Origin of the sequence: Rhodococcus sp. SORGH_AS_0303 (assembly GCF_030819335.1) — a bacterium.
GTDB lineage: Bacteria > Actinomycetota > Actinomycetes > Mycobacteriales > Mycobacteriaceae > Rhodococcoides.
Window position 1 is genome coordinate 2,153,333 of sequence record NZ_JAUTBO010000001.1, and the last position, 24,123, is coordinate 2,177,455.

Annotated in this window: 22 protein-coding genes; 11 read left to right on the forward strand and 11 right to left on the reverse strand. The window is 68.3% G+C overall.

Going from position 1 to position 24,123, the window contains the following annotated elements; all coding sequences use genetic code 11:
• The first annotated feature begins 36 nt into the window (after window positions 1-36).
• On the forward strand, window positions 37-2,412 hold the full coding sequence (locus QE449_RS10205) for an excinuclease ABC subunit UvrA (protein ID WP_307108755.1): 2,376 nt from the start codon (window positions 37-39) through the stop codon (window positions 2,410-2,412).
• Window positions 2,413-2,415: 3 nt separating this feature from the next.
• Here the strand turns inward: QE449_RS10205 and QE449_RS10210 are convergent, their stop codons facing one another.
• Complete coding sequence (locus tag QE449_RS10210) at window positions 2,416-3,261, reverse strand: CoA ester lyase (protein WP_197027755.1); 846 nt, start codon at window positions 3,259-3,261, stop codon at window positions 2,416-2,418.
• Window positions 3,262-3,439: 178 nt separating this feature from the next.
• A complete protein-coding gene (locus tag QE449_RS10215) occupies window positions 3,440-3,832 on the reverse strand; it encodes a lipopolysaccharide assembly LapA domain-containing protein (RefSeq protein ID WP_027505043.1) in 393 nt (130 codons plus the stop codon).
• A 91-nt stretch (window positions 3,833-3,923) separates the two neighbouring features.
• Here QE449_RS10215 and rlmN point away from each other — a divergent pair, with 91 nt between their 5' ends.
• A complete protein-coding gene (gene rlmN / locus QE449_RS10220) occupies window positions 3,924-5,036 on the forward strand; it encodes a 23S rRNA (adenine(2503)-C(2))-methyltransferase RlmN (protein WP_027505044.1) in 1,113 nt (370 codons plus the stop codon).
• 4 nt (window positions 5,037-5,040) lie between these two features.
• Here the strand turns inward: rlmN and QE449_RS10225 are convergent, their stop codons facing one another.
• Window positions 5,041-5,319 (reverse strand): DUF2631 domain-containing protein, encoded by a 279-nt coding sequence (locus QE449_RS10225; protein ID WP_037185298.1) that lies wholly within the window; start codon window positions 5,317-5,319, stop codon window positions 5,041-5,043.
• A 100-nt stretch (window positions 5,320-5,419) separates the two neighbouring features.
• Entirely contained in the window at window positions 5,420-5,953 is a 534-nt protein-coding gene (locus QE449_RS10230) for a DUF1990 family protein (protein ID WP_307108756.1), read from the reverse strand.
• Window positions 5,954-6,060: 107 nt separating this feature from the next.
• On the opposite strand from QE449_RS10230, the gene dxr reads away from it, so the two are divergent.
• From dxr to QE449_RS10265, 7 genes are all read left to right on the forward strand, one after another.
• On the forward strand, window positions 6,061-7,203 hold the full coding sequence (gene dxr, locus QE449_RS10235; protein WP_373428387.1) for a 1-deoxy-D-xylulose-5-phosphate reductoisomerase: 1,143 nt from the start codon (window positions 6,061-6,063) through the stop codon (window positions 7,201-7,203).
• Between the two features lie 8 nt (window positions 7,204-7,211).
• Window positions 7,212-8,423: an RIP metalloprotease gene (locus QE449_RS10240; protein WP_222630776.1), complete on the forward strand. Its 1,212-nt coding sequence runs from the start codon at window positions 7,212-7,214 to the stop codon at window positions 8,421-8,423.
• Between the two features lie 103 nt (window positions 8,424-8,526).
• Window positions 8,527-9,690 carry a flavodoxin-dependent (E)-4-hydroxy-3-methylbut-2-enyl-diphosphate synthase gene (gene ispG, locus QE449_RS10245; protein WP_155956970.1) on the forward strand — a complete coding sequence of 388 codons (1,164 nt, stop codon included), beginning with the start codon at window positions 8,527-8,529 and terminating at the stop codon, window positions 9,688-9,690.
• A gap of 88 nt (window positions 9,691-9,778) precedes the next feature.
• Complete coding sequence (locus QE449_RS10250) at window positions 9,779-10,612, forward strand: GNAT family N-acetyltransferase (RefSeq protein WP_027505050.1); 834 nt, start codon at window positions 9,779-9,781, stop codon at window positions 10,610-10,612.
• Between the two features lie 53 nt (window positions 10,613-10,665).
• A complete protein-coding gene (locus QE449_RS10255) occupies window positions 10,666-12,474 on the forward strand; it encodes a penicillin-binding transpeptidase domain-containing protein (RefSeq protein WP_307108758.1) in 1,809 nt (602 codons plus the stop codon).
• A 29-nt stretch (window positions 12,475-12,503) separates the two neighbouring features.
• Window positions 12,504-13,361 carry a type I methionyl aminopeptidase gene (map, locus tag QE449_RS10260; RefSeq protein WP_027505052.1) on the forward strand — a complete coding sequence of 286 codons (858 nt, stop codon included), beginning with the start codon at window positions 12,504-12,506 and terminating at the stop codon, window positions 13,359-13,361.
• Window positions 13,358-14,893, forward strand: coding sequence for a cobyric acid synthase (locus QE449_RS10265; RefSeq protein ID WP_307108759.1), 1,536 nt, complete (start codon window positions 13,358-13,360; stop codon window positions 14,891-14,893). The genes map and QE449_RS10265 overlap by 4 nt, the downstream gene beginning before the upstream one ends.
• Here the strand turns inward: QE449_RS10265 and QE449_RS10270 are convergent.
• Genes QE449_RS10270 through QE449_RS10280 form a run of 3 tightly spaced genes read right to left on the reverse strand, consistent with a single transcriptional unit; the run spans window position 14,868 to window position 16,905 of the window.
• On the reverse strand, window positions 14,868-15,596 hold the full coding sequence (locus QE449_RS10270) for an ABC transporter permease (RefSeq protein WP_307108760.1): 729 nt from the start codon (window positions 15,594-15,596) through the stop codon (window positions 14,868-14,870). The genes QE449_RS10265 and QE449_RS10270 overlap by 26 nt on opposite strands.
• The gene (locus tag QE449_RS10275; RefSeq protein WP_307108761.1) at window positions 15,593-16,513 is read right to left on the reverse strand and encodes an ABC transporter ATP-binding protein; all 921 of its coding nucleotides are present in this window, start codon (window positions 16,511-16,513) and stop codon (window positions 15,593-15,595) included. The genes QE449_RS10270 and QE449_RS10275 overlap by 4 nt, the downstream gene beginning before the upstream one ends.
• Window positions 16,510-16,905, reverse strand: coding sequence for a GntR family transcriptional regulator (locus QE449_RS10280; RefSeq protein ID WP_197027756.1), 396 nt, complete (start codon window positions 16,903-16,905; stop codon window positions 16,510-16,512). Before QE449_RS10280 ends, QE449_RS10275 begins: the two co-directional genes overlap by 4 nt.
• A gap of 125 nt (window positions 16,906-17,030) precedes the next feature.
• Here QE449_RS10280 and QE449_RS10285 point away from each other — a divergent pair, with 125 nt between their 5' ends.
• Complete coding sequence (locus QE449_RS10285) at window positions 17,031-17,573, forward strand: alpha/beta hydrolase (RefSeq protein ID WP_307108762.1); 543 nt, start codon at window positions 17,031-17,033, stop codon at window positions 17,571-17,573.
• Here the strand turns inward: QE449_RS10285 and QE449_RS10290 are convergent, their stop codons facing one another.
• The 4 genes from QE449_RS10290 to QE449_RS10305 form a co-directional block, all read right to left on the reverse strand.
• A complete protein-coding gene (locus QE449_RS10290) occupies window positions 17,574-19,016 on the reverse strand; it encodes an HNH endonuclease signature motif containing protein (protein ID WP_307108763.1) in 1,443 nt (480 codons plus the stop codon).
• A 92-nt stretch (window positions 19,017-19,108) separates the two neighbouring features.
• Window positions 19,109-19,942 (reverse strand): chromosome condensation regulator, encoded by an 834-nt coding sequence (locus tag QE449_RS10295; RefSeq protein WP_307108764.1) that lies wholly within the window; start codon window positions 19,940-19,942, stop codon window positions 19,109-19,111.
• An 11-nt stretch (window positions 19,943-19,953) separates the two neighbouring features.
• Window positions 19,954-21,363, reverse strand: coding sequence for a mycothione reductase (gene mtr / locus QE449_RS10300; protein WP_307108765.1), 1,410 nt, complete (start codon window positions 21,361-21,363; stop codon window positions 19,954-19,956).
• Window positions 21,360-22,400, reverse strand: a complete 1,041-nt coding sequence (locus QE449_RS10305; RefSeq protein WP_307108766.1) for an alpha/beta hydrolase — start codon at window positions 22,398-22,400, stop codon at window positions 21,360-21,362. The genes mtr and QE449_RS10305 overlap by 4 nt, the downstream gene beginning before the upstream one ends.
• Before the next feature lie 158 nt (window positions 22,401-22,558).
• On the opposite strand from QE449_RS10305, the gene mqo reads away from it, so the two are divergent.
• Entirely contained in the window at window positions 22,559-24,118 is a 1,560-nt protein-coding gene (mqo, locus tag QE449_RS10310; protein ID WP_307108767.1) for a malate dehydrogenase (quinone), read from the forward strand.
• Window positions 24,119-24,123: the final 5 nt, after the last annotated feature.

Sequence of the window (24,123 nt, forward strand, 5' to 3'; positions counted from 1 at the left end):
GCTGACCCGTTCGCTGCACCACGAAGGACATCAGCCATGGCCACGAAGTCGAGTACCGCACGGCACGTCGCCGACACCCACGATGTCATCCGGGTGCAGGGGGCGAGAGTCAACACTCTGCAGAACGTGAGCGTCGACCTCCCGAAGCGCCGTCTGACGGTCTTCACCGGCGTGTCCGGATCGGGCAAGAGTTCGTTGGTGTTCGGCACGATCGCCGCCGAGTCCCAGCGCATGATCAACGAGACGTACAGCGCGTTCGTACAGGGGTTCATGCCCAGTCTCGCGCGGCCTGACGTGGATCTGCTCGACGGTCTGACGACGGCCATCATCGTGGACCAGCAGCGGCTCGGCGCCGATCCGAGGTCCACCGTCGGTACCGCCACCGACGCCAACGCGATGCTGCGCATCCTCTTCAGCCGTCTCGGACAGCCGTACGTCGGCTCCCCGCAGGCGTTCTCGTTCAACGTGGCGTCCATCTCCGGTGCGGGAGCGGTGACGGTGGAGAAGGGCGGACGTCAGACGAAGGAGAAGCGCACCTTCAGCATCACCGGCGGGATGTGTCCGCGGTGCGAGGGGCGCGGCTCCGTCTCCGACATCGACCTCACGGCGCTCTTCGACGACAGCAAGTCGCTCAACGAGGGTGCGATCACGATCCCCGGCTACAGCATGGAGGGGTGGTACGGGAGGATCTTCCGCGGCTCCGGCTACTTCGATCCGGACAAGCCCATCGCGAAGTTCACCAAGCGCCAGCGCGAGGACCTGCTGTACCGGGAGCCGACCAAGATCCAGGTGGACGGCATCAACCTCACGTACTCCGGACTGATTCCCCAGATCCAGAAGTCGTTCCTGTCCAAGGACGTCGACGCGATGCAGCCGCACATCCGGGCGTTCGTCGAACGCGCGGTGACCTTCGCCGTGTGCCCGGAGTGCGACGGCACGCGGCTCAACGAGGGTGCGCGGTCCTCGAAGATCGACGGCGTGTCGATCGCCGACGCGTGCGCCATGCAGATCAGCGATCTCGCGACGTGGATCCGCGGAGTGTCGGCACCGTCCGTGGCCCCGCTGCTCACCTCGCTGGGAGACACCCTCGACTCGTTCCGGGAGATCGGACTGGGCTATCTGAGTCTCGACCGGCCGGCGGGCACGCTCTCCGGTGGTGAAGCGCAGCGCACCAAGATGATCCGGCACCTCGGATCGTCGCTCACCGACGTCACCTACGTCTTCGACGAACCCACCACCGGACTCCATCCCCACGACATCGCCAACATGAACGATTTGTTGATCCGGTTGCGCGACAAGGGAAACACGGTGCTCGTCGTCGAGCACAAGCCCGAGACGATCGTCATCGCCGACCACGTCGTCGATCTCGGACCCGGCGCCGGAACGGCCGGTGGCACGGTGTGCTTCGAGGGCACCGTCGAGGGGCTGCGGACGAGTGACACCATCACGGGCCGGCACTTCGACGACCGCGCCGCGGTGAAGGACGCGGTGCGTACGTCGACCGGAGCGGTGGAGATCCGGGGAGCCGACTCGCACAACCTGAAGTCGGTGGACGTCGACGTGCCCCTCGGTGTCCTGGTGGTCGTGACCGGGGTCGCCGGGTCGGGCAAGAGTTCGTTGATCCACGGCTCGCTCTCGGGCCGCGAGGACGTCGTGGCCGTCGATCAGGGCGCGATCCGCGGCTCGCGGCGCAGCAACCCCGCGACCTACACGGGCCTCCTCGAGCCGATCCGGAAGGCCTTCGCCAAGGTCAACGGAGTGAAGCCGGCTCTCTTCAGCGCGAATTCGGAGGGAGCGTGCCCGACGTGCAACGGCAACGGGGTGATCTACAGCGACCTCGCGATGATGGCCGGAGTCGCCACCGTGTGCGAGCTGTGCGAGGGCCGACGGTTCCAGAACTCGGTCCTCGAGTACCACCTCGGCGGCCGCGACATCAGCGAGGTGCTCGCGATGTCGGTGGCGCAGGCACAGGAGTTCTTCGCCGACGGTGACGCCGCGCTACCGGCGGCGCATCGAATCCTGACCCGGCTGAACGACGTTGGCCTGGGCTATCTGAAGATCGGTCAGCCGCTGACCACACTGTCCGGCGGCGAGCGTCAGCGGCTGAAGCTGGCGACGCACATGGGGGACAAGGGCGGCATCCTGGTCCTCGACGAGCCCACGACGGGACTTCATCTCGCCGACGTCGAGCAGTTGCTCGCCCTGCTCGACAGGCTGGTGGACGCCGGGAAGTCGGTGATCGTCATCGAGCATCACCAGGCCGTGATGGCCCATGCGGACTGGATCATCGACCTCGGACCGGGCGCCGGGCACGACGGTGGCACCGTGGTCTACGAAGGAACACCCGCGGACCTGGTCGCGGAACGGTCCACCCTCACGGGTGAACACCTCGCCGTGTACGTCGAGCGGTGACCGTCAGCCGATCGAGAAGACCGCGGCCTGAGCGGTGATCTTCTTCGCCTTGGCCAGGCGGGGGAGGTCGCTGCCGTCGCGCACGCCGGAGCCGTCCTCACCGAGCTGGGCGATGACGTCCCGAGCCCACGCCACATCGGCAGCGCTGGGTGCGAGTTCGCGGTTGACGATGGGGCCCTGATCGGAGTGCATGCACAGCTTGCCGGTCATGCCCATGGAGACGGTGAGCTGGCTGTCGCGGCTCAGCATGCTGTCGTTGACGGCGAGGGTGGGGCCGTCGATGGGGCCGGGAAGCCGGGCGGCGCGGCTCGACACGACGAGCCGGGCGCGCGGGTAGGCCATCGCCATCGGGTCGTCGCTCATGCCGGTGTCGCGCCGGAAGTCGCCGCTGCCGAACGCCAGGCGGAAGGTGGCCTCGGCGCGCGCGATCTCGGGGGCAGCCTCGAGACCCATGGCCGACTCCACCAGCGCCACGATCCGGCAACCGTGACCCAATCGGTCGGCGGTGGCCTCGACCTGGCTTCCGCTCTCGGTCTTGGCGAGCATGACGCCCTCGAGGGTGTCGATGCCGCGTAGCGCGTCGAGATCGTCGGCCCAGTACGGCGTCGTGGCGTCGTTGATGCGTACCCAGGCGCGGCCGCCGGCACGGAGCCAGGACACGACGGCATCGCGTGCGGCGGGCTTCGCGCCCGGTGCGACGGCGTCCTCGATGTCCAGGATCACGGCGTCGACGGCGGACTCCGCGGCCGGGGTGAAGAGTTCCGGCTTGCTCGCAGGAACGAGAAGCCACGAGCGCGCCTTGTCGGCGGCCACTCCAGATAGCACGGGGTTCTCCAGGAAGGTCGTCACGTGTGCAGTCCTCGCTCGGTGTGTCGCTCGTGGGTCGCGTCGAGCTGCGACTCGTACCGTTCGATCACCACTGTGCACGGCAGACCACCACACGTGAAGGTTGTGTCAATAGTGTTCACGTGCCCGACGGAACACCGACGGCCGCGACGTGAGATCGCTCACGACGGCGGCCGACGAACTACTTGCGCTTGGCGGCCCGGCGGACCTGCAGGATGCGCACTCCACCCGCGGTGGCCATGACGAGTGCACCGGCGACCGCGGCGAGGAGCATGCCGATGCCGATGGGCAGGTCGAAGGTCCAGCCGAACAAGTGAATCGGGACGCTGTCGAGGTTCTGGATGATGAACACCATCAGGACGACCAGGATGATCGCGCCCACCACGAGACCGGTGTAGAGCGCCGCCGCACGGGTGTGCTTGACGCCGTCGGGCGTCTTTCCCTGCGCCAGGCGGGTGTCCGTGGGCCCGGTCTGCTCGACGGGGAGACCCGCGGCGGTGGAGGAGGTGTCCAGAGGGGCGTCCGTGCCGGTCAGGGCGTTCGGATCGGATGCGTCGTGCGATGAGCGGGCCATGTACAGATCATGCTGTACGGAGGTGGCGAATGCACGTCTGCCCCGACCGTGCCCGACAGTGTCGCCGAACAGTGAGAGAATGGTGCTCACTATGGCACCCATCGCTCTCCCTCTCGTGTTCGACGCTCCCCGTCGCGGCATGCCCGCGAAGCACCTCGCCGACCTCGACGCGGACCAGCGTCGAGCGGCCGTCGCCGAGCTGGGCCTGCCGGCGTTCCGCGCCGACCAGCTGGCGCGGCAGTACTACTCCCGGCTGGAGGCGGACCCGGCGAAGATGACCGATCTTCCGGCGTCGGTCCGCGAGAAGGTCGGGGACGCGCTGTTCCCGACGTTGCTCACGCCCGTCAAGCACATCGCCTGCGACGGCGGGGACACGCGCAAGACGCTGTGGAAGGCCGCCGACGGCACACTGCTCGAGTCGGTTCTCATGCGGTACCCGGATCGCGCGACGCTGTGCATCTCGAGCCAGGCCGGGTGTGGCATGGCCTGCCCGTTCTGCGCCACCGGCCAGGCCGGCCTGCAACGCAACCTCTCCACGGCCGAGATCGTCGACCAGGTGCGGAGCGCTGCGGCGGATCTCCGCGACGGTGCGGTCGAGGGCGGCGAGGGGCGACTGTCCAACGTCGTCTTCATGGGGATGGGGGAGCCGCTCGCGAACTACAAGCGCGTCGTCGCGGCGGTCAAAAGGATCGTCTCGCCCGCGCCGGAGGGCCTCGGCCTGTCACAGCGCTCGGTGACGGTGTCCACCGTCGGGCTCGCGCCCGCGATCCGCAAGCTGGCCGACGAGGGTCTGACGGTGACGCTGGCCGTGTCGCTGCACTGCCCGGACGACGAACTGCGCGACACGCTCGTCCCCGTCAACAACCGCTGGCCCATCGCCGAGGTCCTCGACGCGGCGCGCTACTACGCCGACACCACGGGGCGACGGGTCTCGATCGAGTACGCGCTGATCCGCGACATCAACGATCAGCCGTGGCGAGCGGACATGCTGGCCAAGAAGCTCAAGCGCGCCCTGGGGGCGCTGGTCCACGTGAACCTGATCCCGCTGAATCCGACACCCGGCAGCGAGTGGGACGCCAGTCCGAAGCCGGTGGAGCAGGAATTCGTGCGACGCGTCCGTGCGCACGGAGTCTCGTGCACCGTGCGTGACACGCGGGGTCAGGAGATCGCGGCGGCCTGCGGGCAGCTGGCCGCCGAGAACTGAGCCGTCAGGAGCGGCGCGGCTTGCGGCGGAGCAGGATGTCGCGGACCAGCAGGCCTGCGATGGCCACGGCGAAGCCGACGAGCCAGATGTCCTCGACCCGGCCCGTGTGGTTACCGATGATCATGACCAGCAGGATCGCGACGGTGACCCAGCCCGCGATGCGCGAGGTACGGGGGCCTTCGCCGCTCCACCCCCACTCCGCGGACGGCACCTCGGCGGTGCTGACCTTGGTCGTGGGAACGCGCTCGACGTCCGAAGCCTGGTTGCGGCTGATGTCGGTCACGGCCGATCCTCCTGAAAGTCTGTGATGCAGGTGGTCCCTGGTGGGCTGAATCCTAGCGCGCTGTACGACCGGCCGTCGTAGGGGCAGTCGCCACGACGTGTCAGGCGGTGAGGGCCGCGATGTAGTGACCGGTCGCGATGCGCTGGGTCGCCCTGTTGAGGGGCCCGCCCAGTGCGACGACCCTGTTGCCGGGCCGCGAGAAGGCGCGGATGTGGGCGGTCACGGCATCGGTGACCGGATCGTGTCGGACGGTGAAGCGCTCCTCACCCGACTCGGGGTGACCCGGCAGCGTGCCGTACGCGAAGCCCCGGTGGTGCGACTCGTCGATCACCTCGACTACCCGGCACGGGATGCGGACCGGACCGAGTAGCAGGACCACCACGGTGTCGACGGTCGCCGACGCCGCGCTCGACCGCACCCGCAGCCCGGCGCCGCGATGCATGTCCCACTCGACGATGCGGCGTCCGGCCCGCTCGAAGAGTTCGAGGCCGGTCCCGATGCGCTTCTCCACGTCGACGTGGTCGTAACCCGCCGGCATCGACTCGTGCGCGGTCCCTCCGATCTCGGCGTACGTGAGGGGCGTCGAGAAGTACGAGTCCGGATCGGCGGACGGGAGCAGGGGCACGCGGTCCATCCTCACACGGTGAGCCGCAGTTGCCCGCTCACCGTGCTCTCAGTGAGGTCGTCCACACTGTCCAGGTGACGGAACAGAAGGCACGTGGGACCGACGGACCCGTGCGGGTGCTGGTGCTCGGCAGTACGGGGTCCATCGGCACCCAGGCGCTCGAGGTGATGGCGGCTCGACCGGACCGTTTCACCGTGGTCGGGTTGGCCGCCGGCGGCGGCAACGTCGATCTGTTGCGTCGACAGATCGCCGAGACCGGTGTCCGCGACGTGGCGGTGGCCGACGTCGACGCCGCGCGGACCGTGGACACGCCGGGGCTGCGCTCGGGGGCCGACGCGGCGACGTCGTTGGTCCGCGAGGTGCAGGCCGACGTGGTCCTCAACGCGCTCGTCGGGTCTCTCGGTCTGCCGCCGACGCTCGCTGCGCTGGAATCGGGAGCTCGACTGGCGTTGGCGAACAAGGAGTCTCTCGTGGCGGGCGGCTCGCTGGTCACGTCCGCGGCGGCTCCGGGCCAGATCGTTCCCGTCGACTCCGAGCACTCGGCTCTCGCCCAGTGCCTGCGCGGCGGTCGCGCCGACGAGGTGGCCCGACTGGTGGTCACGGCGTCCGGTGGGCCGTTCCGCGGCTGGGATCGCGAGGGCCTCGAGTCCGTGACGCCGGAGCAGGCCGGCAAGCACCCCACCTGGTCGATGGGGCCGATGAACACGTTGAACTCGGCCACCCTGGTGAACAAGGGCCTCGAGGTGATCGAGGCGCATCTGCTGTTCGGCATCCCGTACGACCGCATCGACGTCACCGTGCATCCGCAGTCCATCGTCCACTCGATGGTCACGTTCACCGACGGATCGACGCTAGCTCAGGCCAGCCCGCCGGACATGAAGCTGCCGATCGCGCTGGCACTCGGATGGCCTGATCGCATCGCCGGCGCCGCGACGGCCCTGGACTTCACCCGAGCCCACACGTGGGACTTCGAACCACTCGACGACGAGGTGTTCCCCGCGGTCGAGCTCGCGCGCACCGCCGGCGCGCTGGGCGGCTGCATGACGGCGGTCTACAACGCGGCGAACGAGATCGCCGCCGAGGCGTTCCTCGACGGGCGCCTGTCGTTCCCGCAGATCGTGGACGTCGTGTCCGACGTGGTCGACGCCGGACGCGGCGACTGGTCCGCGGAACCGTCTACGGTGGACGACGTTCTCGCAGCGGACACGTGGGCTCGGGACACCGCCCGCACACTCGCCGCCACACGATCGAAAGGCTGAACGAGAAGATGGTGTTCGTTCTCGGTGTGATCGCCTTCGCGATCTGCATCGGCATCTCGATCGCGCTCCACGAGTGCGGGCACATGTGGGTGGCCAAGGCCACCGGCATGAAGGTGCGCCGCTACTACATCGGGTTCGGGCCCAAGATCTTCTCCTGGCGTCGCGGCGAGACCGAGTACGGACTCAAGGCGATCCCGGCCGGTGGCTTCTGCGACATCGCGGGCATGACGGCGGTGGACGAGCTCGCTCCCGACGAGGTCGAGCGCGCGATGTACAAGCAGAAGACCTGGAAGCGCCTCGCCGTGATGTTCGGCGGGATCGCGATGAACTTCGTGCTGGCGTTCGTGCTGGTGTACACCCTCGCCCTCGGCTGGGGTCTGCCCAATCGCGACACGACGGCCACCGTGGCGGGGACCCAGTGCGTGGCCCCGCAGAACGTCGAGGGTGACATGGCGCCCTGCTCGGGTCCCGGTCCCGCGGGTGCCGCGGGCATCCGGGACGGTGACGTCATCACCGCCGTGAACGGCGAGTCGACGCCCACGTTCGGCGACGTCGTCGCGGCGATCCAGGACGAGCGTGGATCGGTGTCCGTCACGGTCGAGCGGGCCGGTGAGACCCTCACCGTGCCCGTCGACGTGCAGGAGACGGACCGTCTCTTCGCCGTCGAGAACGGCGCACCCGACGCCACGGAGCTGCGCACGGTCGGCGCCATCGGCGTCGCCCGCACCCCACTCACCCTCGACTACGACGCGGTGTCCGCCATCGGCGGATCGGCCTCCTACACGGTGTTCATCGCGGGGCAGACGGTGCAGGCCATCGTCGATCTCCCCAGCAAGGTGGGGGCACTGTGGACGTCGATCACCGGTGGTGAGCGGGATCCGAACACTCCCATCAGCGTGGTCGGTGCCAGCGTCATCGGCGGTCAGGCGGCGGAACGCGGCCTGTGGGAGGTCTTCGTCACGCTGTTGGCGACCCTCAACTTCTTCCTCGGTGCCTTCAACCTGCTCCCGTTGCTCCCGCTCGACGGCGGTCACATCGCGGTGACCGTCTACGAGGGCATCCGGAACAAGATCCGCTCGCTGCGGGGGCTGGGCAAGGGTGCGCCCGTGAACTACCTCAAGCTGATGCCGGTGACGTACGTCGTCATTCTCATCGGCGGCGCGTTCATGCTCCTGACCCTCACCGCCGACATCGTGAACCCCATTCAGATCTTCCGCTAGAAGCGCAGGTCCGGCGTGACGGCGCGAACACACGGCGGTCCTCCGGGCGCGACTACAGTGGGGAGGGTCAGTCGGCACCAGATGCCGTCAGAAGCTCGAAAGGATCGAAGTGACCGTTGGACTGGGCATGCCGGCCGGACCCGTACCGGTGCTCACACCGCGACGGAAGACTCGTCAGCTTCAGGTGGGCAGCGTCGGTGTCGGCAGCGACTCGCCGATCTCGGTGCAGTCGATGTGCACCACCAAGACTCACGACATCAACTCCACCCTGCAGCAGATCGCCGAACTCACCGCCGCGGGATGCGACATCGTCCGCGTCGCGTGCCCGCGTCAGGAGGATGCGGACGCCCTGGCGACCATTGCGCGCAAGTCGCAGATCCCTGTCATCGCGGACATCCACTTCCAGCCGCGGTACATCTTCGCGGCCATCGATGCCGGGTGCGCCGCCGTGCGCGTGAACCCCGGCAACATCAAGGAGTTCGACGGCCGCGTCAAGGAGGTCGCGAAGGCGGCCGGTGACGCGGGCATCCCCATCCGTATCGGAGTCAACGCAGGATCCCTCGATCCGCGCCTGATGCAGAAGTACGGCAAGGCCACGCCCGAGGCGCTGGTGGAGTCGGCGCTGTGGGAGGCCGGCCTCTTCGAGGAACACGGTTTCGGCGACATCAAGATCTCGGTCAAGCACAACGACCCGGTCATCATGGTCGAGGCCTACCGTCAGCTCGCCGCCAAGTGCGACTACCCGCTGCACCTCGGCGTGACCGAGGCCGGGCCGGCGTTCCAGGGCACCATCAAGTCCGCCGTCGCCTTCGGATCGCTGCTGGCCGACGGCATCGGCGACACGATCCGCGTCTCGCTGTCCGCGCCGCCCAACGAGGAGATCAAGGTTGGGACCCAGATCCTGCAGTCCCTCAACCTCCGTCCCCGCAAGCTCGAGATCGTCTCCTGCCCGTCCTGCGGACGCGCACAGGTCGACGTCTACACCCTCGCCGACCAGGTGACGGCCGGACTCGAGGGCATGGAGATCCCGCTCCGCGTCGCCGTCATGGGCTGCGTCGTCAACGGTCCCGGTGAGGCGCGCGACGCCGATCTCGGTGTGGCGTCCGGAAACGGCAAGGGACAGATCTTCGTCAAGGGCGAGGTCATCAAGACGGTGCCCGAGGCGATGATCGTGGAGACCCTGATCGAGGAGGCGATGCGTATCGCCGAGTCGTACGAGTCCGACCAGGAAGCCGCCGGCGGATCGCCCGTCGTGTCGGTCAGCTGATTCTCCTCGTCTGCGGCGACATTTCCTGGCAGTGTCACCATGACAACGGGTGTGCTCGGTGCGGATCGGTGGTCACGGAGGTGGCGGGATGCTCAAGCTGCTCGGCGCTAAGGCGCTGACGAGCCGCGACACGAACGAGGTCGTCCGTGTGCTGCGCAGTGATCCCGTCGCATCGTGCATGGTGCTGGCACGTGTCGAGGAATCGGGCGTGGAGCCCCGCGACAACCACGGTGAACTGTGGTCACGCGGAGGTCCGGCATCGTCCCTGTGTTTCTCGGGAGCCAATCTCGTGCCGTTGTTCGGTACCTACGACGATCTCCGGAGTTTCGCCGAGCGCGCGTTGCGCTCTCCCCGCGTCTGCTCGTCGCTGGTGGGGCGAGCCGAACTGACGCTGCCGTTGTGGGACATGCTCGCCGCGGACTGGGGGACCCCGCGTGAGGTGCGTGCCGAGCAGCCACTGCTGGCGTTGACGAGCGCGCCTACCGCCGTGGACCCCTACGTCCGACGCGTCACCGTCGACGAGCTGGACGTGTACCTCACCGCTGCCGTGGCGATGTTCATCGAGGAGGTGGGCGTCGATCCGCGCGCGGGCGACGGCGGACGCGGCTATCGGCGGCGCATCGCCTCGCTGATCGCGGCGGGTCGCGCCTGGGCGAGGTTCGAGGAGGGCCGCGTCGTCTTCAAGGCCGAGGTCGGATCGCTGTCCACCTCGGTCGGTCAGATCCAGGGCGTGTGGGTGCACCCGCTCTACCGCGGGCGCGGGCTCGGCACCGCGGGGACCGCATCCGTGGCGGCCGCGGTGGTCGACAGCGGCCGCACGGCCAGCCTGTACGTCAACAGTTTCAACGTGCCCGCCCGCCGTGCCTACGAGCGTGTCGGGTTCGAGCGCGTCGCCACCTTCTCCACAGTTCTGCTCGACTGACACGCTGTCAGGGTGAGGGCCGCGGGCGTCCCGTCGCCCTACGATGAGGATCGATGACCTCTCGTGAACACGGCCGTGCCACCCGCGTCCTGATCGTGCTCGTCGCGGCGATCACCGCGGTGGCGGCCTCGGCGTGCACCCCGAAACCGCAGGGCCCCGAGTCCGCGGCCGATTCGTTCGTCTCCGCGCTGGCCGAGCGTGACAGTGCCGCCGCGGCGCAGGCCACGGATCGGCCGGACCTCGCGACCGCCGCCGTCGATCAGGCGTGGGACGGCCTACAGGCCGAGTCGCTCGACGCGGCGACCGGCGCGGTGAGCGTGAACGGCGACACCGCGACCGTCGACTACACCTACACGTGGCACCTTCCGAAGGACCGCACCTGGACCTACGACGGGGCCCTGCAGATGGGCCGACGCGACGGGGCCTGGGTGGTCCGGTGGAACTCGACCGATCTGCACCCCAAGCTCGGGGACACCCAGTCGATGGTGCTGCGGTCCACGTCGGCGCCGCGGGCGCGGGTCAACGAGCACGCGGGGTCGGACGTCCTGGTCCCCGGGGTGGTCCAGGGGGTGTCCTTCGACGCCGCCGAGTCGACCGACGTGGTGGGCACGGCGCGCACCCTCGAACGCATCCTGAAGCCCTTCGACGCGTCGATCACGGCGCAGTCCATCGTGGAGTCGGCGACCGCGACGCAGGGCCCGTACCGCCTGATGACCCTCCGGGACGAGGACTACGACGCCGTCGCGCCCGGTCTGCTCGCGTTGTCCGGGGTGTCGGTGACAGAGCAGTCCGACCTGGTCTCCACCGATCGCACGTTCGCCCCCGACCTGGTGAGCCAGGTGAAGAAGACCGTGATGGACCGCGTCGACGGTGCCGCGGGCTGGAGCGTCGTGGCGGTCAACACCAACGGCGCGGACACCGGTGTGTTGACCGAGACGGCGCCGCAGCCGGTTCCGTCGATCAGTATCAGCCTCGACCGTCCGGTGCAGGTGGCCGCACAGAACGCCGTCAACGTGTCACGGGACCAGGCAATGATGGTGGTGATCCAGCCGTCGACAGGCGACATCCTCGCGGTGGCGCAGAACCCGGCGGCGGATCGGGACGGTCCCGTGGCCTCGACCGGCCTCTACCCGCCGGGCTCCACCTTCAAGATCATCACGGCGGGTGCGGCGATCGAGGAGGGACTCGCGACGCCCGAGACCACCGTGCCGTGCCCGGGCCGCATCGTCATCGGCGAGCGCAGCGTGCCCAACTACAACGAGTTCTCCCTCGGGGACGTCTCGATGAACACGGCCTTCACGCGCTCGTGCAACACCTCGTTCGCGAAGCTCGCCAGTGAGATGTCCGCGAGTGCTCTCACCGACGCGGCGGCCATGTTCGGCGTCGGGCCCGACTACGGCGTCGTGGGTCTGCCCACCGAGTCGGGATCCGTCCCGCCCGCAGAGGAATTGGTGCAGCGCACCGAGGACGGGTTCGGACAGGGAAAGGTGCTGGTGTCGACGTTCGGCATGGCTCTCGCCGCCGCGACCGTCGCACACGGATCGACGCCCGTTCCGCGGCTGATCCAGGGGGAGGAGACCACGATCGACGGTGACCACCCGCAGATCGAGCCGGCCATGGTCGACGGACTCCGCGGGATGATGCGCTCGGTGGTCACGAGCGGCACCGCGGACCGGATCGCCGACCAGGGCGAGGTGTACGGCAAGACGGGTGAGGCCGAGGTCGAGGGCGGATCCCATGCCTGGTTCGTCGGATACCGCGGTGATCTCGCGTTCGCGACCCTGGTCGTGCGCGGTGGCAGCTCGGACAATGCCGTCGCCGTGACGCGGGACATGATCACCGCGTTGCCCGCCGGATACTGACCGCGACCGGCGGCGACTAGGCTGGTGCCATGTCCGTCCGCACCGTTCTCGAACCCGGCACCGTCTCACCCGTTCTCGATGTTCCCAAGTCCGTCGAGCGTCCCGAGTACGCGTGGAAGAAGACTGCGCGCGAAGGCCACGAGCCGTGGGTGCAGACCCCGGAGACCATCGAGAAGATGCGTCTGGCGAGCCGCATCGCCGCGCAGGCACTGCAGGAGGCCGGAAAGGCCGTCGAGCCGGGCGTCACGACGGACCGACTCGACCGTATCGCCCACGAGTACATGGTCGACCACGGCGCGTACCCGTCGACGTTGGGCTACAAGGGATTTCCGAAGTCCTGCTGCACCTCGCTCAACGAGGTCATCTGCCACGGCATCCCTGATTCGACGGTCGTGCAGGACGGCGACATCGTCAACATCGACGTCACGGCGTACATCGACGGGGTGCACGGTGACACGAACGCCACCTTCCTCGCCGGGGACGTCTCCGAGGAAGCGCGCCTGCTCGTGGAGCGCACCCACGAGGCCACCATGCGGGCGATCAAGTCGGTCAAGCCGGGTCGCGCTCTGAACGTCGTGGGACGGGTCATCGAGGCCTACGCCGATCGTTTCGGGTACGGCGTCGTCCGGGACTTCACCGGCCACGGCATCGGCACCACCTTCCACAACGGCCTGGTGGTGCTGCACTACGACGAGCCCACCGTCGAGACGGTGCTGGAGCCCGGGATGGTCTTCACCATCGAGCCGATGATCACCCTCGGCGGCATCGACTGGGACCAGTGGAACGACGGCTGGACCGTCGTCACGCGGGACCGATCCTGGACCGCCCAGTTCGAGCACACTCTCGTCGTCACGGAGACGGGCGCCGAGATCCTCACCCTCCCTTGACCCTTCGCGGCGCCATTCTGGTCGCGGGAACCACCTCGGACGCGGGCAAGAGTGTCGTCGTGGCGGGGTTGTGCCGCCTCCTCGCTCGACGCGGTGTGAGGGTGGCGCCCTTCAAGGCGCAGAACATGTCCAACAACTCCGTCGTCACGTTGGACGGAGGGGAGATCGGCCGTGCGCAGGCACTGCAGGCCCGGGCATGCGGTCTCGAGCCCAGCGTGCGGTTCAATCCGATACTGCTGAAGCCAGGCGGGGACAGGACGTCGCAACTGGTGGTCCGCGGCCGGGCCACCGGCACCGTGGGCGCCGCCGACTACATGACGCACCGACAGTATCTGCGCTCGGTCGTGGCGGAGGAACTCGACGCTCTGCGGGCCGACTTCGACGTGGTGATCTGCGAGGGCGCCGGATCACCCGCCGAGATCAACCTGCGGGCCACCGATCTGGCGAACATGGGACTGGCGCGCGCTGCGAGCCTTCCCGTGATCGTCGTGGGCGACATCGATCGCGGGGGAGTGCTGGCCCACTTCTTCGGCACTCTGGCCGTGCTCGACGCGGCGGATCAGGCACTGATCGCGGGGTTCGTCGTGAACAAGTTCCGCGGCGATCCCGCGCTGCTGCAACCGGGACTCGACACCCTCGAGGCTCTCACGGGCCGACCGACGTTGGGCATCGTTCCGTTCAGCGACGAGTTGTGGCTCGACGCCGAGGACTCCCTCGGGACCGTGGCCGACGCACCGCTGGGCCGGCCCGCTCCTCCGATCGGATCGCAGTGGCTCCGCGTCGCCGCCGTGCGGTTACCGCGTATCTCGAACTCCACCGACGTCGAGGCCCTGGCGTGCGAACCGGGGGTGACGGTGCACTGGGCGACCGAGGCCTCCCGACTGGCAGATGCCGATCTGGTGGTGCTCCCCGGCTCCAAGGCCACGGTCCAGGACCTGGACTGGCTTCGTCGCACCGGTATCGCGGACGAGCTGGCGCGGCGCGTGGCTCGCGGTGCTCCGGTCCTCGGGATCTGCGGCGGTTACCAGATGCTGGGAAGAACGATCACCGACGCCGTGGAGTCGGGTGCCGGGCAGGTGCAGGGGCTCGGCCTCCTGGACCTCGACATCGAATTCGCGGCGGACAAGGTGCTCTCCCGGGTCAGCGGGTATGCCGGCGCGGTCCCCGTGACCGGCTACGAGATCCACCACGGCCGGGTGACCCGAAGCGGCGACGAGCCCTGGTTCACGGGCACCGGTGACGAACCCGAGGGCAGCGTTCGTGGACGGGTGCGCGGCACCCACTGGCACGGCCTCCTGGAGAACGACGACTTCCGTCGGGCCTTCCTCACGGAGGTGGCGGAGCAGGCCGGCCGCACCGGTTTCGTGGTGGCCCCGGACACGGATGTCGACGCGATGCGCACCGCCCAGGTGGACCTGTTGGCCGACCTCATGGAGAGCTCTCTCGACGTCGACGCGCTTCTCACGCTCGTCGCCGAGGGAGCTCCCGCCCTACCCGTGCTGCGCGTCACGCAGTCGTCCTCCGCAGGATGACGTGTGTTCCCAGACCGGCCGCGGATGCGACGAGAAGCGGCAGCAGCACCATGGTCGACAGTCGTGGTGCGTCGGCGATGGTCTCGGTGATCGTGCCCCACCACCCCTGCCAGGTGACGACGAAGATCACGGCGCCGATGACGACGGATTCGACCAGTACGGCAGTCCAGATACCGGAGACCCGCCAGCGCAGGTAGACGGCGCCGGCCAGCACGCCGACGAGGTTGCACATCAGGAACGCCGCAAGGAGGAAGAGTAGCTCGGTGACGGCATTGCCGGCGAGCGGCGTTGCGAGCGCGAACATCTGCATTCCCACCCCGAAGCCGTTCGTCGCCGTCTCCACGACAGACAGCACGAACATGCCGATTCCGAACACGAGAGCATGCGCCGCTGCGACGCACAGAGTCCCGCGGAAGAATTCGCGGCGCGTGACCCCCAGCCCCAGAACGAACGGGAACACCTGCGTCACCATCTGCGCGAACAGCACCAGGCCGAAGAAGAAGACGAACAGCGACCCGCCCGTCTTGATCTCGGTACTGCCTTCGGGAGCGAGGGACAACACCGCCCACGTGACGCCGACGATGACGGCCAGGATGCCGAGTGGCCATGCGAAGGCGAGCGTGCGGTAGTTGATGTGGACGCGCATCACGGAGACGATGCGGTCACGAGCGGGGGCTGTCCGAGTGTCGAGTGCGGTGGTCATGACGGGACGTCCTCTCGTGTGTCGGACACGGCGGGCAGCGTGGCTCGTCCGCGCGAGGTGCAGTGGACGACGAACTGTTGCAACGACACGGGTTCGACGGCGAGCCCGTCTGCAGCGACCCGGTCGAGGTCTGCCTCGGTGAGCGGGCCCACGACGGTGGTGCGGGCCATCGATCCGAATGACTCACGATGCAGCACTGCGCGATCCGCGACGAGTCGCTCGACGGCGTCGGTGGACCCACCGATGGTGACCGCGCGTCCGCGAAGATTCTCCGCATCGTCGTCGACCACGACGGTGCCGTCACTGATGACGACGACGCGGTCGACGAGCTCGCTGACCTCGTCGATGAGATGGGTGGACAGCACGACAGTGCGCGGGTGTTCCGCGAAGTCCGCGAGCAGGTGGTCGTAGAACATCTGCCGGGCCACAGCGTCGAGACCGAGGTACGGCTCGTCGAACAAGGTCAACGGTGCTCGGGACGCCAGTCCGACGACGACGCCGAGTGCCGACGTCATGCCGCGAGAGAGCTTCTTCACCTTGCGCTTCCGAGGAAGTTCGAAATCGTCGGTCAGCCGGCGGGCGAAGTCCTCGTCCCAGTCACGCATCACTGTCGCAGCGGACGAGAGAACCTGGCCGACCGTGAAGTCCTCGGGGTACTTCTGGCTTTCCTTGACGAAGCAGACGTCGCGCAGGACGGTCGCGTTCTCGAATGGGCGGGCGCCGAACACTTTAACGTCGCCGGCGTCCTGCCACGCCTGACCGGTGAGGATCTGCATCATCGTCGTCTTGCCGGCACCGTTGCGCCCCAGCAGTCCGTGGATGCGATGCTCCTGCAACTCGAAGGTCACGTCCCGGAGTGCGGCCACGTCGCCGAAGGTCTTGACGACACCACGGACCGTCGCCACTGCCGCGGTCATCGCCGGACCTCCGTGGTCATGGGATCGACAGTCGACGCGTGCGAGAGCGCGTCGATCATGTCCTGAAGTTCGGCGGTGCCGAGGCCGAGTTTGCGTGCCTCGGCCACGAGCGGCCGGACGTACTGCTCGGCGAAGCCCTCGCGCCGACGGAAGCGGAGCGCATCTCGTGCGCCCGAGGTGACGAACATTCCGATTCCTCGCTTCTTGTGGAGAATTCCGGCCGTGACCAGATGGTTCAGGCCTTTGCCTGCGGTGGCGGGGTTGATGCGGTGGAAGGCTGCCAGCTCGTTGGTCGAGGGAACCTGGCTCTCCTCGGCGAGCGAACCGTCGATGATCGAGTTCTCGATCATCTCGGCGATCTGCAGGAAGATCGGCCGGCCGTCGTCCATCACCGGGACCACCGCGCCCGGTGGCGCCGCAGCCTCATTGGTTCATTACTCATGTAATTAACCGTACAACCTTCGGCTCGGTCGTGGCAAGGGCTGCGAACGTGCAGGGTCGGGTAGCGTCGGGTCCCATGCAGCAGCAGACCGTCTCCCTGCCCTCCGGCGATCTGACCGTGCGACTCGACGGGCCGGACAGTGGCCACGCGGTGCTGTTGCTCCCGGCCGACGACGACGGCGCAGACGTCTTCGACGACACGGCGGCGCGGCTGACGACATCAGATCTGCGCACCGTCACGCTCGAGCCCGGCGTGAGTCCGAACGACACCGATCTCGTTGCGCTGCTCGATGCTCTCGGGTTGCCGTGGGTCAATCTGGTCGGCAGGGGAGAGGGCGCCGACCGCGCCTGGTCGCTCGCCGCCCGCACGTTCGGGCGCGTGTCGAGCCTGGTCGTCATCGACCGGGGTCACCCGGCTGTTCGTGACGACTCCGGTTGCCCGGCAGTCGAGTTGCGTACGACGATGGTGGTCGTGGACCCCACCTTTGCGGAGGAGGCGTCCGCGACGAGCCGCTACGTCTACGGCGACTACCGCGTCGTCACGCTCGACTCGTCGACCCCGGACGCCGCGGCCGCAGCACTGGCCACCGAGATCGTGATGCGCACCAGCGCCTGGTGATCATTCGCCGGGCGCGGTGAGGTAGTCATTCCCCTGCGAGTCGCGGATGTGGACGATGCCGTTGCGAAGCTTCCGGTAATGCCACTGCCCCCGTGTCTTCAACCCGTGATGCCGGCGGCACAGGGGTTGAAGGTTGGCGGCGACCGTCCATCCGCCGGACACCGGATCCGCATGATCGAACGGAACCACGTGGTCGAGGTCGCAGTCCTCGCTGGGCACAGCACATCCCCGGTGCACGCACGTCGGATACAGGGCTGTCACCAGCGACGCGATCGCCTCGGACGGCCGGTAGGTCAACGCACCGGCCGGGGGTACGGCGAACCCCCCATGGCCGTCGGGGTTCTCGACGGCTCGGTCCACTGCCGGTGGTGGGAGCGCGCGGAGATAGTCGACCTGCTCCCTGGCTTTGCGGGCTGTCGTGCTGCCCAGCTTCCCCGTGGTCGGTGTCCAGCCTGCGGGCATGCGGCGGGTGCGGCGGACTTCCCGACCCGTGATCGGCACAGGCGGGTCGGGGACGGTGGGTGGGTCGTGCTCCGGGCATAGGCAGCTGCATCCCGCTCGCGGTTCAGTTCCGCCGGTTGCGGTGATGAGTGCTTGCCACGTCGCATCCCCGGCGATCCTCCGTGCAGTGTCCGCAGGAACCGGACCCCAGCCGACGAGGTGACCGGGTTCCCCTGCCAACCCCGCCGCCGTGGCGGCGTCGAGGACGATGACGGCATGATGGGCCGGTGCGGCCGGCGACGGCGCGTGGGCGCAACTCTCGTCAACGCAGTCGCACGGCAGAGGTGTGCCGGTGATGATCGCGTGCGCAGCGTCGAACAACCGCGCCGGCAGCGAACTCGGATCGGTCACCCCTCGGGCCGCCTCGACGATGGCCCGCTTCATCCCGGCGATCTGCTCTGCGGGGCCACGAACCTTCAGCTCGGCTTGACCTCGCGCCAGCTTCCTGACCGAGACGTACCGTTCCGTCGTCGCGCGCTCCCGAGCGATGCGGTGCCATTCCGCGTCGAACTCCGCGAGAATCCGATCGACCGCCGCGGCGACCGCACCCGGAGTGCACCTCGACGCGGCAGCGATCACCCGCTGCAGCAGCGCTTCGGTGGCGTTCGGAACCCCGGCCACCGATCGGCACACCGTCCGGAACGCCGCATACGCCAACAGGCCCGCATCGAACGCCTCCGCCACCGCAGGATGCGCGGTGCGGGTCAGGAACAGCCACTCGGTCACCGTGCGCGTCGACACCGACAACGCCGCCGCGACCTCCGCCACCGCACAGGTCTCTGCAGCCTCGGCGTCGAACACCCCACCCGGACCGAGCACCGCCGGCCGGCGCGACGACTCCTGCACGTACGCACACGACGCCGTGACTGAAAGCGCCAGAGCGGCCTGAGCATCACTCTTGGCAGCCGTCAGCTGGTCCACCGACAGTGTTGTCTCGTACATCGATTCACCCCCCGGTGACGTCCGAACGCAGCGCCCCCCGACGCCAGATCAGACGGTAGCTCACCCCACCGACACACTCCGGGCCAGAAATGTCACGCCAGACGGACATGCCAGTCTTCTACGTCGCACTGCCCGTCATCGCCGTTGCCCGCCGCGAACACGGTGCCGTCCGACCTCAGCCCGAGGGTGTGCGTCGACCCGGCCGCCACTGCGACGATGTCTCGCCACGACGCGACATCGCACTGACCTCGATCGTCGTATCCCGCTGCGACCACGTGACCGTCGTCGAGCAGACCCACTGTGTGCCGACTGCCGGCCGATACGGCGACGACGCCGACCCAGTCGTTCGCATTCCCACCGCTCGCGCCGACGATCGCCACTCTTCCGTCGACGGTCAGAGCGACGGAATGGAGATGGCCCGCCGCGACCGACCGCATGTTCGTCCACTCTGTCACCGAACACTGACCTCGCGAATCGGTGCCTGCCGCGATCACGGTTCCGTCCGAGCGCAGTCCGACGGAGTGCCAGTCCCCGGCAGCGACCGCCACGACACCGGCCCACGACGACACCTCACACGCACCCTCGTCGGTGCGACCTGCGGCCCTGACGGTGCCGTCTGCAGCCACACCCAGTGTGCGTCGCCACCCCGCCGCAACGCCCACGATGTGCGACCAGTCGGTGACGTCGCACTGTCCGTGCGCGTTCCAGCCGGTCGCCACGACAGAGCCGTCGGCTCGCAGCCCCACGGTGTGCGACTGTCCGGTGTTGCGAGCGGTGTGCACGTTCCCTGCGGCCACGGCCACCACGTCGGACCATTCCTCGACGCGGTGACCCGTCACGTCACCCGCGAGAGTGACCGAGCCGTCGGCGCACAGTCCGACGGAGTGGCGACGTCCCGCGGCGAGGACATCCGCGTGTTGTCGCACCCGGCGTCCGATCAGTCGAGATCGAGTCCGAGGAGCGCGTTCTCGACCACCTCGGGCAGTGCCGGGTGGATCCAGTACTGGCCTCGTGCGACGTCGCGGACGGACTGCCCGAACGTGAGGGCCTGGATCAGCGGTTGGATCACGGTCGGCGCCTGCTCACCGATGATGTGCGCGCCCAGCAGACGGCCGGTCGCGCGGTCGGCGATCACCTTGCAGAGACCCTCGTCGTCCTCCATCGCCCAGCCGTACGCGACGTCGGCGTACTTCTGGACCTTGACCGCGATGTCGTATCCCTGGTCACGAGCCTCCTGCTCGGTGAGACCCACCTCGGCGATCATCGGATCGGTGAACACCGCGGAGGGGACGTAGCGGTGATCGAAGCGCTTCCACCCCGTCGTGTCGTCCCACGACGGCTTCAGGACGTTCTCCTGCACCACACGCGCCTCGGCATTGGCGACGTGCTTGAGCTGGTACGGCGACGAGACGTCGCCGAGTGCGAAGACGCCCTCGGCCGACGTGCGGCCGAACTCGTCGACCGCGATGCGGCCGTCGTCGTGCAGGTCGATGCCCGCCTCGTCGGCGCCGAGCTGATCGGCGTTGGGAGCGCGACCGATCGCCACCAGCAGCGCGTCCCCGCGTACCTCGGTGCCGTCCGACAGGGACACCACGACGTCGTCGCCGTCCTGACGGACACCGGTGGCATCGACCGAGAGCCGGACGTCCCACTTGTCCTGCGCGAGCGTGGTGAACTGCTGCGAGATCTCGAGATCCGACTTGCGGAGGAGGCGCTCCTTGCGTGCCAGGACCGTCACGTGCGAGCCGAGGGCCGAGAACACGTGCGCGAACTCGGCGGCGATGTAGCCCGACCCGAGCACGATCAGCCGCTCCGGAAGGGACGGCAGCCGCATGATGTCGTCGTTGGTGTGGAACGTGACGCCGCTGTCGCGGATGAAATCGGGGACGGTGGCACGCGAGCCGCTCGCGACGACGACCTTGTCGGCGGTGACGACACGGCCGTCACCGGTGTCGATACGGCGCGGTCCGACGAAGCGTGCGTGGCTGCTGAACAGCGTCACGTTGGGCGAACCTTCGCGGCGGTACTTCTCCCCGCCGTCCGCGATGGGGTCGATCCGGCCGAAGACGCGGTCCACGATGTCGGTCCACCGCACCCTGTCGATGTGGGCGTCGATGCCGTACTTCGACGCAGTGGTGACAGCGCGGGCCACCTCCGCCGCGTAGACGAACATCTTCGTCGGGATGCATCCCACGTTGATGCAGGTGCCGCCGAAGATTGACTCCTCGAACATCGCGACGCTCAACCCGTCGAAGCGCTCGTCGAGAATCGAGTTACCGGACCCGGTTCCGATGATCGCGAGGTCGAAGTGCTGGACGTCGGACCCGGTGTCCTCCGTGGCGCTCACGATCCGGTCGCCAGTTCTGCGTGGTCGCCGCCCGAGGGCGCGTCGGACAACCCGCTGCCGCGGTGCCGCAGCCAGTCGTCCATCTCGGCGAAGGCGCGTTCCAGCGGCTCGGATGTGGAGAGGAAGACGTCGTGGCGGGCGCCCTCGATCGGGACGATCGTCGTGCGGTTGCCCAGGCATCCCGCCCACCGCGCGATCTGTCGGACGTCGAGAACGGCGTCCGCGGCGTCGACGTCCGGCACGTACGTCTTGGAGAAGCGCGTGACCTTGGATCGGAGGATGAGGGACGGCACGCCGATGTCGAGTCCCCGGTGCAGTTCCGCGTGGCCGCGACGGACCGCGCGGATCCAGCCGAGCTTGATGGGGAAGCCTGCCAACGGTTTCCACGACAGGTCGTAGTCCCACTCGCCGTTGCCACCCGAGCTGATGGAGAGGCCGTAGGTGTCCAGACCCTGGCCCGGCAGCGCGCGCAGGGGAGCGACGCGGCCCAGGACACCGATCGCGACGGTTCCGACACTGCGCACCAGAGGTGGGCCCTGGAGGTCGAACCACGGACTGTTCAGCACCAGACCGGAGATGCCGGCGGCAGCGGCGCCCCCTCGGGTGCGTTCGAGACGATCGAGCCACAGCGGGACGATGAGGCCGCCCGTCGAGTGCGCCGCCATCAGGACCTCGGCGCCCGTCTCCTCGCGCACGATCGCCAGCGACCGGTCGAGTTCCTCGTCGTACAGCGCCAGGTCGGACACGAAGTGCGGCGACTGCCCCTCGTCGATGGAGCGTCCGCACTTGCGCAGATCGAGTGCGTAGAACGCGTGTCCCAGATCGGCGAAGTGCTCGGCCAGATGGCGCTGGAAGAAATAGTCCGTGAAACCGTGCACGTAGAGGACTGCGCCCTTCGGCGTCGCCGAACCCGTCACGGACCGCGTCAGGCGCACGAGAGTGGCCCGCACCTCGCCCTCGCCGTCCGGGTCGGAGCCGAGCGGTATGGTCAGTTGCTCGTAATCGTCACCGAGTACATCGGGCGCCCATGTAGTCACACTCACACAGTAATGGCCGCTTCGCAGGGGTGGCGAGGGGCACAATCGGGTACAGAGACGGTGACTGTCGCGGTGACGCGGCACGGCGCCGCGGACAGCAGCATCCGCACCGCACTCCCTGTCGGGAGTGCCGATGGACGAAGGAAGTCGATCCAGCAGTGGGCGAACACGATCAGAACAGTCAGTCCGGCACCAAGTCGGGATCGAAGGTGGAGAGGACCGACGTCGTCCTGATCGGCGCGGGCATCATGAGCGCCACGCTGGGCACGCTCCTCCGTCAGGTCGAGCCCACCTGGTCCATCTCCGTCTTCGAGCGTCTCGACGCCGCGGCCGCGGAGAGCAGCGACCCGTGGAACAACGCCGGTACGGGCCACTCCGCCCTCTGCGAGCTCAACTACACCCCGCAGGGCAAGGACGGCTCCGTCGACATCAGCAAGGCGCTGAACGTCAACGAGCAGTTCCAGGTCTCGCGGCAGTGGTGGTCGCACGCGCTGGAGGCCGGCGTGCTCGCCGACCCCAAGAACTTCATCAACCCCATCCCGCACGTCAGCTTCGTGCACGGCGAGGACAACGTGAAGTACCTGCGAGCGCGGTACGACGCGCTCTCGGGCAACCCGCTGTTCCCCGGTATGGAGTACATCGACGACGAGACCGAGTTCGCCCGTCGCCTCCCGCTGATGGCGAAGGGGCGCGATTTCAGTGATCCGATCGCGCTCAACTGGTCCGACGGCGGCACGGACGTCGACTTCGGCGCACTGACCAAGCAGCTACTCAACCACCTCGCGGTGGAGGGCGCGTCGGTCAACTTCGGGCACGAGGTCCGCGACCTGTCCAAGAACTCCGACGGCACCTGGACCGTCAAGGTCTACAACGGGCGGACCGGCGTCACGCGCAAGATCGTCACCAAGTTCGTCTTCGTCGGCGCGGGCGGCGGCGCCCTGCACCTCCTGCAGAAGTCGGGCATCGCGGAGGTCAAGGGCTTCGGCGGTTTCCCCGTCAGCGGTGAGTGGCTGCGGTGCACCACCCCCGATCTCGTCGAGCAGCACTCCGCCAAGGTGTACGGCAAGGCCTCGGTCGGTGCGCCCCCGATGTCGGTGCCGCACCTCGACACCCGCGTCATCGGTGGCAAGCCCGGGCTCCTGTTCGGGCCTTACGCCGGCTGGTCGCCCAAGTTCCTCAAGCAGGGCAAGATGACCGATCTCGTCAACTCGGTCAAGCCGAACAACCTGTTTTCGATGCTCGGTGTCGGTGTCACCGAGATGGCCCTCACCAAGTACCTCGTCACCGAGCTGCTGCAGTCCGAGACCGACCGCGTGGAGACGCTGCGGGAGTTCATGCCGTCTGCTCAGGGCAAGGACTTCGAGCTGGTCACCGCCGGACAGCGAGTCCAGGTGATCCGTCGCAAGGGTCGCGGCGGCGTGCTCGAGTTCGGCACCGCCGTGATCAACGCGGGCGACGGCACCATCGCGGGCCTGCTCGGGGCGTCACCCGGCGCGTCCACCGCCGTGCCGGCGATGCTGGACGTGCTGAAGCGCTGCTTCTCCGACAGGTACAGCTCGTGGGAGCCGACCCTCAAGGACATGGTTCCGTCCCTGGGCACCAAGCTGGCCGAGAACCCGCGTCTGTTCGACGAGATCTGGTCGCACACCACGCGAGTGCTGCAGCTCGACACGACCTCGGCCACCGGCCGGCAGGTCGCGCACTCCGGAACTGTGTGATACCA

What these genes read in the sequence shown, in the direction of transcription:
- QE449_RS10215 (WP_027505043.1), bottom strand. Translation starts at nt 3,832, where the DNA reads ATGGCCCGCTCATCGCACGACGCATCCGATCCGAACGCCCTGACCGGC.
- QE449_RS10270 (WP_307108760.1), bottom strand. Translation starts at nt 15,596, where the DNA reads ATGACCACCGCACTCGACACTCGGACAGCCCCCGCTCGTGACCGCATC.
- QE449_RS10290 (WP_307108763.1), bottom strand. Translation starts at nt 19,016, where the DNA reads ATGTACGAGACAACACTGTCGGTGGACCAGCTGACGGCTGCCAAGAGT.
- QE449_RS10205 (WP_307108755.1), top strand. Translation starts at nt 37, where the DNA reads ATGGCCACGAAGTCGAGTACCGCACGGCACGTCGCCGACACCCACGAT.
- QE449_RS10250 (WP_027505050.1), top strand. Translation starts at nt 9,779, where the DNA reads ATGCTCAAGCTGCTCGGCGCTAAGGCGCTGACGAGCCGCGACACGAAC.
- QE449_RS10230 (WP_307108756.1), bottom strand. Translation starts at nt 5,953, where the DNA reads ATGGACCGCGTGCCCCTGCTCCCGTCCGCCGATCCGGACTCGTACTTC.
- QE449_RS10255 (WP_307108758.1), top strand. Translation starts at nt 10,666, where the DNA reads ATGACCTCTCGTGAACACGGCCGTGCCACCCGCGTCCTGATCGTGCTC.
- rlmN (WP_027505044.1), top strand. Translation starts at nt 3,924, where the DNA reads ATGGCACCCATCGCTCTCCCTCTCGTGTTCGACGCTCCCCGTCGCGGC.
- QE449_RS10275 (WP_307108761.1), bottom strand. Translation starts at nt 16,513, where the DNA reads ATGACCGCGGCAGTGGCGACGGTCCGTGGTGTCGTCAAGACCTTCGGC.
- map (WP_027505052.1), top strand. Translation starts at nt 12,504, where the DNA reads ATGTCCGTCCGCACCGTTCTCGAACCCGGCACCGTCTCACCCGTTCTC.
- QE449_RS10240 (WP_222630776.1), top strand. Translation starts at nt 7,212, where the DNA reads ATGGTGTTCGTTCTCGGTGTGATCGCCTTCGCGATCTGCATCGGCATC.
- QE449_RS10285 (WP_307108762.1), top strand. Translation starts at nt 17,031, where the DNA reads ATGCAGCAGCAGACCGTCTCCCTGCCCTCCGGCGATCTGACCGTGCGA.